At 68.5% G+C, this 12,379-nt stretch carries 12 protein-coding genes; 7 read left to right on the plus strand and 5 right to left on the minus strand.

The window, feature by feature from the left end:
• The first annotated feature begins 44 nt into the window (after positions 1-44).
• On the plus strand, positions 45-428 hold the full coding sequence (locus tag EV652_RS28120; RefSeq protein ID WP_132212270.1) for a cold-shock protein: 384 nt from the start codon (positions 45-47) through the stop codon (positions 426-428).
• Positions 429-438: 10 nt separating this feature from the next.
• Here the strand turns inward: EV652_RS28120 and EV652_RS28125 are convergent, their stop codons facing one another.
• Positions 439-1,185, minus strand: a complete 747-nt coding sequence (locus EV652_RS28125; protein WP_132212271.1) for a TetR/AcrR family transcriptional regulator — start codon at positions 1,183-1,185, stop codon at positions 439-441.
• Between the two features lie 118 nt (positions 1,186-1,303).
• Here EV652_RS28125 and EV652_RS28130 point away from each other — a divergent pair, with 118 nt between their 5' ends.
• Positions 1,304-2,815, plus strand: a complete 1,512-nt coding sequence (locus tag EV652_RS28130) for an MFS transporter (RefSeq protein WP_132212272.1) — start codon at positions 1,304-1,306, stop codon at positions 2,813-2,815.
• A gap of 166 nt (positions 2,816-2,981) precedes the next feature.
• Here the strand turns inward: EV652_RS28130 and EV652_RS28135 are convergent, their stop codons facing one another.
• Positions 2,982-4,862: an MFS transporter gene (locus tag EV652_RS28135; protein WP_242002059.1), complete on the minus strand. Its 1,881-nt coding sequence runs from the start codon at positions 4,860-4,862 to the stop codon at positions 2,982-2,984.
• An 84-nt stretch (positions 4,863-4,946) separates the two neighbouring features.
• Here EV652_RS28135 and EV652_RS28140 point away from each other — a divergent pair, with 84 nt between their 5' ends.
• The gene (locus EV652_RS28140; protein WP_132212273.1) at positions 4,947-5,819 is read left to right on the plus strand and encodes a DUF3027 domain-containing protein; all 873 of its coding nucleotides are present in this window, start codon (positions 4,947-4,949) and stop codon (positions 5,817-5,819) included.
• A 61-nt stretch (positions 5,820-5,880) separates the two neighbouring features.
• Here the strand turns inward: EV652_RS28140 and EV652_RS28145 are convergent, their stop codons facing one another.
• Positions 5,881-6,561 (minus strand): TetR/AcrR family transcriptional regulator, encoded by a 681-nt coding sequence (locus EV652_RS28145; RefSeq protein ID WP_199238443.1) that lies wholly within the window; start codon positions 6,559-6,561, stop codon positions 5,881-5,883.
• Positions 6,562-6,648: 87 nt separating this feature from the next.
• Between EV652_RS28145 and EV652_RS28150 the strand changes: the two genes are divergently transcribed.
• The gene (locus EV652_RS28150; protein ID WP_132212274.1) at positions 6,649-7,404 is read left to right on the plus strand and encodes an NAD(P)-dependent oxidoreductase; all 756 of its coding nucleotides are present in this window, start codon (positions 6,649-6,651) and stop codon (positions 7,402-7,404) included.
• Between the two features lie 43 nt (positions 7,405-7,447).
• Here the strand turns inward: EV652_RS28150 and EV652_RS28155 are convergent, their stop codons facing one another.
• A complete protein-coding gene (locus EV652_RS28155) occupies positions 7,448-7,753 on the minus strand; it encodes a DUF2530 domain-containing protein (protein WP_132212275.1) in 306 nt (101 codons plus the stop codon).
• Between the two features lie 80 nt (positions 7,754-7,833).
• On the opposite strand from EV652_RS28155, the gene EV652_RS28160 reads away from it, so the two are divergent.
• Positions 7,834-9,306 carry an NCS2 family permease gene (locus tag EV652_RS28160; protein ID WP_132212276.1) on the plus strand — a complete coding sequence of 491 codons (1,473 nt, stop codon included), beginning with the start codon at positions 7,834-7,836 and terminating at the stop codon, positions 9,304-9,306.
• Here the strand turns inward: EV652_RS28160 and EV652_RS28165 are convergent.
• Positions 9,299-10,378: a hypothetical protein gene (locus tag EV652_RS28165; RefSeq protein WP_132212277.1), complete on the minus strand. Its 1,080-nt coding sequence runs from the start codon at positions 10,376-10,378 to the stop codon at positions 9,299-9,301. The genes EV652_RS28160 and EV652_RS28165 overlap by 8 nt on opposite strands.
• Positions 10,379-10,553: 175 nt before the next feature.
• Between EV652_RS28165 and EV652_RS28170 the strand changes: the two genes are divergently transcribed.
• Together EV652_RS28170 and EV652_RS28175 are read left to right on the plus strand one after the other, a co-directional pair.
• Positions 10,554-11,003, plus strand: coding sequence for a MarR family winged helix-turn-helix transcriptional regulator (locus EV652_RS28170; protein WP_132212278.1), 450 nt, complete (start codon positions 10,554-10,556; stop codon positions 11,001-11,003).
• Positions 11,000-12,376, plus strand: coding sequence for an MFS transporter (locus EV652_RS28175; protein WP_132212279.1), 1,377 nt, complete (start codon positions 11,000-11,002; stop codon positions 12,374-12,376). Before EV652_RS28170 ends, EV652_RS28175 begins: the two co-directional genes overlap by 4 nt.
• Positions 12,377-12,379 lie beyond the last annotated feature (3 nt).

A 12,379-nucleotide genomic window follows, 5' to 3' on the forward strand; every position in this document is an offset into this window, starting at 1 on the left:
CAGCCCGCCCGTCCTGTTCCGACGATTGACAACAAGAGGTTCTCGTGCCCGTTGGCAAGGTCAAGTGGTATGACTCCGAGAAGGGGTTCGGTTTCCTCAGCAAAGAGGAGGGCGGGGACGTCTACGTTCGCAACGACGCCCTGCCCGCCGGAGTGACGAACCTCAAGCCGGGCCAGAAGGTCGAGTTCGGTGTCGTCGAGGGACGCAGGGGTGAGCAGGCTCTCCAGGTCCGGCTGATCGACCCGCCGCCGTCGGTGGCGAAGGCGATGCGGCCGAAGCCGGAGGAGATGCAACTCGTCATCGAGGACCTGATCAAGCTGCTCGACAACCTGGGCGAGGGTTACCGCCGCGGCCGCCAGCCCGACGGCAAGGCCGCCCGCCAGGTCGCGACCGTACTGCGCGGCGTCGCCGACAAGCTGGACGTCTAGGGCACGTCTCTCAAGACGCACCCTGGTCGCGGCGGTCGATCCGGGACTGGATGCCGTCGAGGACGGTGTCCAGTCCGAAGTCGAACTCGCTCGGGTCGCCGTCGTCCTGGTGGGCGTCCGGGCCGATCAGGCTGGCATTGATCGCCGGGAAACGGTCCGGGTCGGCGAGCAGTTCGAGGCGCCGGGCATAGAGCCGGTCGGCCTCGCGCGCCACCTCCGCCGGCCGCGTCTGCATGTCCGCGGTGATCTGGACCGTGCCGCGGACGTAGATGTTCACCAGCAGCATCGACGACAACCGCTCCGGCGGCGGCAGCGTGGTGTCCTCGAACGCGCGCAGTCCGTGCTCCATCCAGACCAGCTGGTTCGGTGACAGCGGCGGTTCGAACACCGGCACCTGGAGGATCCACGGGTGCCGCACCATCGCGTCCCGGAACGCCTCCGCCCAGACCGTGATCCGCTCCCGCCAGCTCGGTTGATCCAGGCTCGGCGGTACGCCGAAGGCGTGGTCGAGCATCACCACGTACAGGTCGTCCTTGGAGTCGACGTACCGGTAGAGCGACATCGTGGTGAAGCCGAGCTCGGCCGCCACCTTGCTCATCGAGACCGCGGCCAGCCCGCCGGTGTCCGCCAGCTTGATCGCGGCCCGGCCGATATCGGTGATGTGGAAGGCCGGCTTCGGCCCCGGCCGAAGCCGGCGTTCGATGCCCCACAGCTGCTCCAGCACCCGCGGCAGCTCCACTGGCGTCTCGTCGCTCATCTCGTCCTCTCGTCTCGGCCACCTCGAAGTTTATTTGTTTACATCATAGACAGATGCGGCTATGGTCTGTGTACGGCGCACACAGTGTGCGTCGTACACAGATCTCTGAGGGGTTGTCATGGGTACGACTGAACGTGCGGGACGCAAGGAGTGGATCGCGCTCGGCGTGCTCGCCCTGCCGCTGCTGCTGGTCTCGATGGATGTCTCGGTGCTGTACTTCGCGGTCCCGTTCATCAGCGCGGACCTGGGCGTCTCGGCGACCGAGCAGCTGTGGATCTTCGATATCTACGGATTCGTACTGGCCGGGCTGCTGATCACGATGGGCTCGCTCGGTGACCGGATCGGGCGGCGCCGGCTGCTGCTCTTCGGTGCGGTCGCGTTCGGGCTGGCGTCGGTCGCGGCGGCGTACGCGCAGAACCCGGAGCAGCTGATCGCCGCCCGCGCGATCCTCGGCATCGGCGGGGCGACGCTGATGCCGTCGACGCTGGCGCTGATCCGGAACATGTTCCACGACCCGGCCCAGCGGTCGAAGGCGATCGCGTTCTGGAGTGCGGTGATGATGGGTGGGATCTCGCTCGGTCCGGTGCTCGGCGGGTTCCTGCTGGAGCACTTCTGGTGGGGTTCGGTGTTCCTGATCAACACGCCGGCGATGGTGTTGCTGCTGGTGCTCGCGCCGGTGCTGCTGCCGGAGTTCAAGGCGCCCGCCGCGGGCCGGTTCGACCTGATCGGGTCGGTTCTGTCGCTGGCCGCCGTACTGCCGGCGATCTGGGGGATCAAGGAGCTGGCCGCGCACGGGATGGCGATGCTGCCGGTGGTGGCGATCGTGGCCGGGGTGGTGTTCGGGGCGATGTTCGTGCGGCGGCAGCGGACGGCGGCCTACCCGATGATCGACCTCGGGATGTTCCGCAGCCGGGCGTTCAGCGGATCGCTCGCGGCCAACACGATCGGCATGCTGGCGCTGGTCGGGAACGCGGTCTTCATGACGCAGTACCTGCAGCTCGTGCTCGAGATGAGCCCGTTCGAGGCCGCGCTGTGGTCGCTCGCCCCGTCCCTGATCGTCGGCGGTGCCGCGCCGCTCGCGACAGCACTCGCGCGGCGGTTCGATCGGGCCTACGTGATCGGCGGCGCCTTCGTGGTGGCGGCTTCCGGGTATGGCGTACTCACGCAGGTCGGCTCGCTCGCGGTGATCCTGGTCGGGTCCGGACTGCTCGCGGCCGGACTGGTCATGGTGATGACCCTGGTCACGGAGGCTGTGGTCGGATCCGTCGCTCCGGAGCGTGCCGGGTCGGCCTCGGCGGTGATGGAGACCTGCAGCGAATTCGGCGGCGCCCTGGGCATCGCCATCCTCGGCTCGATCGGTACGGCGGCCTATCGCGCAGACCTCCCCGCCGACGTCGCAGCCCCGGTCCGCGAAGGCCTCCCGGCCGCAACCGCCGCAGCCGCCCAACTACCGCCCGAACTGGCCGGGACCGTCCTGGCCACAGCCCGCCACGCCTTCACCCACAGCTTCAGCGTCGTGGCCCTGGTCGGCACCGTCCTACTCCTCACCACCGCCATCGCCGCCACCCTCACCCTCCGCGGCACGGCCTCGGCGGAAGCCCCCACCAACGAACTCCAACCAACACCCTGACCCACCCACCCGCCCCACCACGGTGCATTTGAGGGGTTAACCCCCGCCGTTGGGGGTTGCCCCCTCAAAATCCGAGTGGGCAACCCCCAACCTCGGTGGTTAACCCCTCAAATGTCGCGAGTCAGCAGGCGGGCGGGGTCGGGCGGGGTGGCGGCCTTCGCTGGGGTCAGCGGGGTGGGCGGCCTCCGCCGGGGCGGCGGCGGTTGAAGAGGTTGCGGTCGCGTTCGACGGTGGGCTCCTCGGCCCACGGCGCCTGGTCCTCGGCCGTCTCCTCGTCGTCTTCGTCGGGCTGGCCGCTCCACCATCGGCCGACTGGTCGCTCTGGTCGCTGGGCGCCTGACTGCTCGTCGAGCTTCAGTTCCACGGTCGGTTCGTCGTGCCGCTGCGACGAGCGTTCGCGGTTGGCGCGTTGCTCGGCGACGCTGGTGGTCAGGATCGTCCGGCTGGTGCTCGTCGGCCGCTCGGGTTCCGGAGCTTGGCGACCACCACCAGGGCCTGCCGGCCTCGGTTTGAGCGGGCCCGGGGTTTGTCGGCTGGACGGCTTCATGCGTATGACGAGGAAGATGACGGCCAGGAGTACGGCGGCGAGGAAGCCGAAGCCGAGGCGGGGGATCAGAGGCAGGATGATCCCGCAGCCGCCGCCGATCACCCACGCGAGCTGCAGCACGGTCTCCGAGCGGGCGAAGACCGACGTACGCACGGTCTCCGGCACGTCACGCTGGATCATCGCGTCCAGCGAGAGCTTGCCGAGCGAGCTGCACAACCCGGCCACCAGGCCGAGCGCGATCAGGATCGGGAACCCGTAGAACACCGCCACCAGGATCGCGACCGTCACGTCCGCCAGCAGCACCACCAGCACGACGGTCTCGGGTTTTCGGGCCTTGAGCAACGATCCGACCACAGTCCCGAGGCTGTTGCCGAGACCCGCCGCCGCGATCACCGCACCCGCGGCGAGCGCGCCGTCGATCCCGCTGACCGGTTCGTCCCGCAGGAGGAACGCCAAGTACATGGTCAGGAACCCGGACACGAACCGCAGCCCGAGGTTGCACCGGATCCCGCGAGCGACCGCAGCCGTGATCGCGCGCCGCCGCGCGTCGCGTCCCGCCGTACCGGTCATCTCCTCGCCGGCCGGCGAATCGACCTTGTTGGGCAGCCGGATCGCCAGCACCAGACCGATCGTGTAGACGAGTGCGGCCCACCGCAGCGACCACTCCGGCCCGATCGACGCGAACGCCGCCGCGATGCCGGCGCCGATGGTCGCACCCGCGACACCGGCCAGCGAGATCCGCGAGTTCGCGGTGACGAGGGTGATCTCCTTCGGGAGCAGCCGCGGTACGGCGGATGCCCGCGTCACGCCGTACGCCTTGGATGCGACGAGGCAACCTAGGGCGGCCGGGTACAACCACGGTGACGCGCTGCCGGTCATCGAGGCGGCGAGGCTCCAGACCAGGAACCCGCGAAGACCGAGCGTCGCCCCGATCGCCCACCGGCGACCATGCCGGAAGCGATCCAGGACCGGCCCGATCAGCGGAGCCATCAACGCGAACGGCGCCATCGTCAGCACCAGGAACAAAGCGACCCGGTCGCGCGCCTGCTCACTCGGTACGGCGAAGAACACCGTCCCGGCGAGCGACACGGCGAATGCGGTGTCACCAGCTGCGTTCACCGCACCGAGCTCGATCAGCCGGGACAGCCCGGACTCACCGGCGCCCTGCGCGCTGGTCAGCCCACGGATCCGCCGACCGGTGGCCCGGCCGACCTTCCCGCCGACCACAGCCGTCTTCCGCGACGCGGAGGCGACCCCGGTGGCCCCGACCTTGGAGGCCTGGCCCACCTTCTTGCTCGCGGTCCCGAGCTTCTCCCGGGCGTCGCTGAGTCGCTCACCGGCGCGCTTCCCGGCCGCGTTGTCACCCTGCGTCTCACCGGGCCCCTGACCAGGCCTCTGACCAGGCTTGTCGCCGGGCTTGTCACCAGGCGTCCCGCCAGCAGGTTTCGCGCCGGCTGAACCAGGCGTCGCCTTCCGGTCCGCGGGGTCTGGGCTGTGCATAGAACCATCCTGCCTCCTGTGGGGGACAGACCGTAGTCACGGCGCGTTCGGAACACTGTCGCGGGCGTGCGAGAATGGGCGATTGTGACTCCCGTCAAAACTCCGGAACCGGTTCGCGCCAAGCCCGACGCCATCTGTGTCGCGGCGGTCGAACCTGCCCGCGAGGCCGCGATCGCCGAGGCCGGCGCCGCGCAGATCGGGGAGCACCTCGGTCACCAGGTCGAGGGCGAGCGTCTCGTCACGCACTACTTCGCCTCCACCCACCCCGGGTACCGGGGCTGGCGGTGGGCGGTCACGCTGACCCGCGCCTCCCGCGCGAAGACGGTCACCGTCAACGAGGTCGTCATGCTGCCCGGCGGCGAGGCGATCGTCGCGCCGGAGTGGGTGCCGTGGTCCGAGCGGGTTCAGCCCGGCGACCTGCGCCCCGGCGACCTGTTCCCGACCCACCAGGACGACCCGCGGCTCGAGCCGGGATTCACCGACACCGGTGCGCCCGAGGACGTGCTGACCGTCGTCGAGGAGCTCGGGCTCGGCCGCGAGCGCGTGCTGTCGCAGTACGGGCGGGAAGAGGCAGCCGACCGCTGGTACGCCGGTGACTTCGGCCCGTCATCCGCGATCGCGCAGGCCGTTCCGTACAAGTGCAACGCGTGCGGCTACTGGATCCGCCTGGCCGACAGCCTCGGGCAGGCGTTCGGCGTGTGCTCGAACGAGATGGCTCCGGGCGACGGCCGGGTCGTGGCCTACGACTACGGCTGCGGCGCCCACTCCGATGCGGTCATCGACCTCCCGGACCAGCCCGCCTCCGAACACGCCTTCGACACCACCGGGTACGACGACATGGCTCTGGCAGCAGCCGCGGCCGACGAGGCCGCCGAGGCAGACGCCGTCCAGGCCGAGGTCGAAGCTTCCGCCGAACCCGAATCCGACGACGAAGTCGAAACCGACCAGCCCAGCTGATCACCCCAAGGACACCGCCTCCGCGCGACACCGGCTTGCTTGAGCACCCCTACAGGCGCCCCTAGGCCTCGTCGGGGTGTAGGGCGTCGAGGATCAAGGAGAGACCGAACTCGAATTCGGCGGCGTAGTCGTAGCCCGGCTTGAGGGCGTGCTCGGTGATGATCTCGGTGAGGTGTGGGTAGGTGTCGGCCGGTAGGTCGCGCAGGATGTCGCCGGCGACCTCGTCGAGTTCGGCAGGGCTCGTGAACGGCAGGCTCAGCTCCTGGATGACGAACCCGTAGAGATAGCTGTCGATCACCGACACCGCGTGAGCGGCCATCCCGACGGAGAAGCCTCCCGCTCGCAGCGCCCCCAGTACGGCGTCGTGGTGGCGCCAGGTCGCCCGGGCCGGGGCCGGGCCGGTGCGGGAGTCCATCAGGCCGACAGCCCAGGGGTGGCGCCGGAGCACCGTACGGGCGGACGCGGCACGCTCGCGCATCGCCTTCTTCCAGCCTGTGGTCGAAGCCGGAAGATCGATCTCGCCGAACACCGCGTCGACCATGCCGTCGAGGATGTCCTCCCGGCCGGCCACGTGGTTGTAGAGCGACATCGCCTCGACGCCCAGTTGAGCGGCGATCGCGCGCATGGTGACCCCGGCAGCACCCTTCTCGTCGGCGAGTGCCATCGCGGCGGTGACGACCCGCTCCCGGCTGAGCGGCGCCCGCGTCGATCTCGCCCGACGGTTGGTGCTGCGCTCGGCCATAGCTGCTTCCTCCGCCACCACTTGACTGACTTACGGTGTAAGTCTAGCGTGACTTACATTGTAAGTACGATCGGCAGGGGTGGAGACATGAGTACGGACCAGATTCGGAAGGTGTGCATCGTCGGCGCCTCGGGGAAGCTCGGGCGGTACATGGTCCAGCACGCGCTGGACCGCGGCTACGAGGTCGTCGGCGTCTGCCGCGAACGCAGCGTCCCGAAGCTCGCCGGCTGCGCGGACCGGATCACGATCGTCCCCGGGCCCACGAACGACCGGGAGGTGATCCGGCAGGCGGTCGCCGGCTGCGACGGCGTACTGACTGTGCTGGTTCCCTGGGGCGTCCATCAGTACTCGTCCGGTACGGCGCAGGCGGTGCTCGACTACGCCGTACCGGACGCGCGCCTGGTCTTCTCCTGCGGCTGGCACATCACCCGGGACGGCAAGGACCAGTACTCCTGGAGGTTCCGGGCGGCCGTCCGGATCATGACTCGATTGGCCCGCTTCGTCCGCGTCGTCGAGATCGACGACCAGGTCGAAGCCTGCCGGCGGATCTTCGCCAGTGACCGGCGGTGGACCGTCGTCCGCGGGAGCGACCTGGAGGAGGGCGAGAGCCAGGGTCTGCCCGTGTGGAGCCGCCACGTCGGCGACCCGGTCCTCGCGAGCAACCTGACGCGACGCGTGGACTTCGCACTGTTCATGGTGGAGTCACTCACCGACGACACACTCATCCATGAGGCGCCGGCGATCGTCAGCTGCCTCTCACCCAGCGCACTCGCCCACGCCGCCGACGGTCGGTCCTCCGACCCTGCGGGGAACACGTCCGGACCCTCCGGAGACAAGCCCTGAGCCGTCGATCAGAACTCAAACGAACGCTACGTGGGTGGAGGTGTCAGTCTTCGATGGCGCTGCGGTGGCCTGCCTGGATGGCGGACCAGCGGCGGCGACAGTAGACGAGGCCGATCAGGCCGAGGCCGAAGCCGGCCACGGTGACCCACAACCACCACTCGAGGCCGTCTTTCTTGAGCTCGTCGCGGAAGATCAGGACGACGACGAATGCGACCGCCCAGGCAATGATCCCGGCGATCACGCTGGGGATACCGGACAGATCGAGCGGCTTGACCTCGGCGTGCACCAGTTCGCCCCGGGCCAGCTGGCTGGTCGGGTCGGTCCGCTTGGTCGGCTTCTCGGCTGCCACGACTCCACCTTAGACGGTGAGTTCGACAAGCTTGCCGTTAGTGCTCGCAAGCAGCCCTCAGGAACTGGCACCATTCGGTCATGAGCTCGCCCCAAGCCGCCACCGCCCGCGATCGTGCCAACTTCGTGGACTCGTTCTTCAAGATCAGCCAGCGTGGATCCACCGTCAACCGGGAGATCCGCGGCGGCGTGGTCACGTTCTTCACGATGGCCTACATCGTGGTGCTGAATCCGCTCATCATCGGCACCGTCGAGGACGGCACCGGCCAGCTCATCGGCGGGGGCACCGATCCGGCCGCGTCGATCGCGAAGGTCGCGGTCGCCACCGCGCTGGTGGCCGGGGTGGTCACCATCCTGATGGGCGTGCTGGCGAACTTCCCGCTGGCGCTCGCGACCGGTCTCGGCCTGAACGCGTTCGTCGCGTTCTCGATCGCGACCAAGATGACCTGGGCCGACGCGATGGGTCTGGTGGTGCTGGAAGGCCTCATCATCTTGATCCTGGTGCTGACCGGGTTCCGGAAAGCGGTGTTCGAGGCGGTCCCGGTGCAGCTGAAGGTGGCGATCAGCGTCGGGATCGGCCTGTTCATCGCGTTCATCGGCTTCGTCGACGCGGGCGTCGTCCGGCGTCCGGCCTCACCGACCGCGCCGCCGGTCGAACTCGGTGTCGCCGGCAACCTTCGCGGCTGGCCGGTGCTGGTGTTCGTGTTCGGCCTGCTGCTGATCGTCACGCTGTACGCGCGCAAGGTGAAGGGTGCCATCCTGATCGGCATCCTGAGCGCGACCGTGCTGGCGATCATCGTCGAGTCGATCTTCACCATCGGCGCGCGGACCACCGACAACCCGGACGGCTGGGGCCTGACCGTGCCGAAGCTGCCGGACGACTGGTTCAGCAAACCCAACCTGGACACCCTCGGCGAGTTCAGCCTGTTCGGGTCGTTCGAGAAGGTCGGCGTGGTGGCCGCGCTGCTGCTGATCTTCACGCTGATGCTGGCCGACTTCTTCGACACGATGGGCACGATGACCGCGATCGGTGCCGAGGCCGGACTGCTGGACAAGGACGGCAACCCGCCGAACGCGCAGCGGATCCTGATCGTCGACTCGGTCGCGGCCGCCGCCGGCGGTGCCGCCTCGGTGTCGAGCAACACGTCGTACATCGAATCCGCGTCGGGTGTCGGCGAGGGTGCCCGGACCGGCCTGGCGAGTGTGGTGACCGGGATCTGTTTCCTGATCTCGATGGTGGTCGCGCCGCTGGTCACGCTGGTTCCCTACGAGGCGGCCACGCCGGCGTTGATCCTGGTCGGGTTCCTGATGATGACGCAGGTGAAGGGGATCGACTTCGACGACATCGAGGTCGCGTTCCCCGCGTTCCTGATCATCATCCTGATGCCGTTCACGTACTCGATCACGGCCGGTATCGGCGCCGGCTTCGCCTCCTACGTCGTGCTCAAACTCGTCCGCGGCAAGGCCCGCCAGATCCACCCGCTGATGTGGGTCGTCGCCGCCCTGTTCGTCATCTACTTCGCCATCGGCCCGCTCAGCGACTGGCTCACCTAGGAATCTGGGTGCGGAGCTGGAGGTACTCGGCCCGCGCGGTGAACAGGTCGCCGAGGTCGGCGCTGATGGTGTCGAGGAACTCTTCGCGGTACGACGAGTCCGTCAGCAGCGCGATCGAGTAGTAGAGGCTGGTGAAGTTCGCGATGCCGACGGCGACCTTCACCAGCCCGGCGCTGAAAACCATCGGGTGACCCAGCAGTTGTACGTCGTACGACCAGGCGCCGGGGTCGATGTCCCAGCTCTCGTAGATCTGCTGGCTGATCGCGAGCATGCCGAAGGCAACGAAGAACAGGCCGACACCGCTGCTCACCACCAGGGTCTGCACCCATTGCCGGATCACCAGGCTGACGCTGAGGTTCAGGCGCTGGAGCCGGCGCAGGGGCGGGCCTGAGTCGACGTCCCGCTCGATCGCGTCGAGCTCCTTCGGCAGCCGCACCATCAGGAACAGCGTGCTGAGCAGGGTGAAGGCGGCCACCGAGAGCAGGATGAACGCGACGGGCATCCCGGTGAAGACCTGCCACATCTCGGTGTTGATGAACAGGACCAGCGAGAACACCAGCAGGAGCGGGAGTGCTCTGACCATGCTGGTGATCGACGCGGCCAGGTCGCCGGCCAGCCGGCGCAGGCTCCAGTACGTCGTCGCGATCAGGCCGTAGCCGACCACGACGTACACCACACCGATCAGCACCAGGTTGCCGAAGGCAACGCCGAAGAACTGCGTGAACTGCCCCTGGGTGACCACCGGCAGCAGCGCCGGGAGCAGGACGAAGACGGCCAGTTCCGGGATGCCGAAGCGGGTCGGCAGGGACCAGAACCGGCGGCCGCGGAATCCGTTCAGTAGCCCGAACCCGCCGACCAGGGCCGCCAGCGCGATGAGCGCGGCCATGATGTTCTTCCAGGCCGGCCAGTCGAGGTCGGTCGCGCCGATCACCTCGGCCAGGAAGACCAGCACGAGCAGCGGGGTTGCCCGGGTGTAGATGTCGTGCGTCGGCGAGAAGTCCTCGATGAACAGCGGCAGCCCGGCCCGCCGGAACCGTTGCTCGTACCGCTCCAGCTCAGCAGGTGTCCCCATGCCCCGGAACCCTAGTACGCGCAAACCCCCAACCACGGTGGTCAACCCCTGAGTCGGAGGGTTGCCCACCGGTATTCCCAGTGGGCAACCCCCGGTCCCGGTGGGCAACCTTCACGGAATATCGGCGGCCGGACAAGCGTTTTCGTTAGCAAAGGTAATGAGTTAAGGTAACGATATGCCCGAAGTCGTAGCCCAGCAGGTGAAGAGTGACGTCGGGCTGGCGAGTGCCCTGAGGTCGTCCACGCTCCGGTTGTCCCGGCAACTCCGGCGGCAGCGTGAGCCCGGTCACGACCTCACCGCCAACCAGCTCAGCGTGCTCGGTGCGCTGTCCAAACACGACGCGATGACGATCGGCGAGCTGGCCGCGCACGAGCAGGTCAAGCCGCCGTCGATGACGCGGATCGTGTCGAACATGGAGGAGGCGGGCCTGGTCGCCCGCCGGCCCCACCCGACCGACAAGCGCCAGATCCTGGTCGAGCTGACCGGTCGCGCGGACGAGCTGATCCTGGCCAACCGCCGGCGCCGCGACGAGTGGCTGCAGACCAAACTGAAGCAACTGACCCCCGAGGAGCGCGACATCCTGCGCAAGGCAGCCCCTGTTCTCGAACGCCTGGCGGCTACATGAGTCCGACCTTCCGCGCGTTCAAGGTCCGAAATTTCCGTCTCTACGCCTCCGGTGCCATCGTCTCGAACGTCGGCACCTGGATGCAGCGCGTCGCCCAGGACTGGCTGGTCCTGGAGCTGACCCATTCCGGTACGGCGCTCGGCATCGTCACCGGACTGCAGTTCTTACCCGCTCTACTGCTGGGCCCGTACGCCGGACTCGTCGCCGACCGCTTCCCGAAGCGTCGGGTGCTGACCTGCACCCAGATCGCGATGAGCCTCGTCGCGCTGGTGCTCGGCACTCTCACGATCACCGGCCTCGTCGAGCCCTGGCATGTGTACCTGCTGGCCCTGCTGTTCGGCGTCGGCACCGCCTTCGACGCTCCGGCCCGGCAGTCGTTCGTGGTCGAGATGGTCGGCCGCGACGAGCTGGCCAACGCGGTCGGGCTGAACTCGGCGTCCTTCAACACGGCCCGGCTGATCGGCCCCGCGCTGGCCGGTCTGCTGATCCACTGGGTCGGCACCGGCCCGGTCATCCTGATCAACGCGGTGACGTACTTCGCCGTGATCCTGTCGCTGCGGCTGATGCGGGTCAGTGAGCTGCACACCCCGAAGCCGGCAGCCCGGGACAAGGGGATGATCCGCGACGGCATGCGCTACCTGTGGCGCCGGCCGGATCTGATGATGGTGATGGTGACGGTGTTCTTCGCCGGCACCTTTGGCCTGAACTTCCAGCTGACGTCCGCGCTGATGGCGACGCAGACCTTCCACAAGGGCGCGGGGGAGTACGGCATCCTCGGTTCGATCCTGGCGATCGGCTCTCTGTCCGGTGCGCTGCTGGCGGCCCGGCGGGCCCGGATCCGCGGGCGGATGGTGATCGGCGCGGCCCTGGTCTTCGGTGTGATGGCGATCGTCAGCGGCCTGATGCCGACGTACCTGAGCTACGCGCTCGTGCTCCCGCTGGTCGGGTTGGCCTCGCTGACCATGCTGACCACGGCGAACGCGACCATGCAGCTGGGCGTCGATCCGACCATGCGCGGCCGGGTGATGGCGCTCTACATGACGGTCCTTATGGGCGGTACGCCGATCGGCTCGCCGCTGATCGGGTGGGTCGGACAGCAGTTCGGCCCGCGCTGGTCGCTGATCGTCGGTGGCGCCCTCACCATTCTCGGGACGACCGCCTCGGTGCTCTACTTCTCCCGCCGCCGCGGCCTGTCGATCCGCCCCCGGCTACTGCCCCGCCCGCGCCTGGACATCGTGCCGCAGACGGAACTCCTCGGCGAAAAGGCAGTCGGCACCGAGCTCATCCCGGTCGAGCCGGACGCCAAGCCGGTGCTCATCCCGGTCGAGTCTGGAACCAAGCCGTCCAAGGATCTCGGACCCCGGGTGGCGTAGCGC

The organism is Kribbella steppae, from assembly GCF_004342025.1.
GTDB lineage: Bacteria > Actinomycetota > Actinomycetes > Propionibacteriales > Kribbellaceae > Kribbella > Kribbella steppae.